We start from the raw sequence: 515 nt of genomic DNA, 5'->3' as shown, positions 1-515 counted from the left end.
ATCGCCGTCTTCGGCGAAGGTGCGCGCGGGCGCCGGCGCCCGCCGGCCGAGCTCGAATCGCGGCTGATCGAGATTTCGACCTATCACCGCCTGGTCAGCAAGACCCGCGACAGCCTGACGACGCTGGCGCGCCTTGCCACGTATGTCCAGTCGCTCGGCCGTGTGCGCGACGACAAACAGACCAAGGATCTCTGCCGCATCGTTTCCCACGACATCCAGTCGCTGGCGGAGCATGCAAGCTTCGTGTCCTCCAACATTTCCCTCCTGCTCGATTCGGCGCTCGGACTCATCAACCTCGAGCAGAACAACATCATGAAACTGTTCTCGGTGGTTTCGGTGGTTTTTGCCCCGCCCATGCTGATTGCCGGCATCTATGGAATGAACTTTGACAAGATGCCCGAACTGCACTGGGCGATCGGCTATCCGGCAGCGCTGGTGGTGATGTTGGCGACAATGGTGCTGGCGATCTACTGGCTGCGCTCGCGCGGCTGGTTTTGAACCGGGAAAAATTGCCG

The 515-nt window shown here is 61.0% G+C and carries 1 protein-coding gene; it reads left to right on the top strand.

What is annotated here, in order from left to right; genetic code table 11:
* A partial coding sequence (locus MD273_RS18920) for a CorA family divalent cation transporter (protein ID WP_285229188.1) occupies nucleotides 1-498 on the top strand: 498 nt, incomplete at its 5' end.
* Nucleotides 499-515 lie beyond the last annotated feature (17 nt).

Origin of the sequence: Marinobacter sp. C7 (assembly GCF_022343555.1) — a bacterium.
Taxonomy (GTDB): domain Bacteria; phylum Pseudomonadota; class Gammaproteobacteria; order Pseudomonadales; family Oleiphilaceae; genus Marinobacter.
This window is presented reverse-complemented; position numbering and strand designations above follow the sequence as displayed.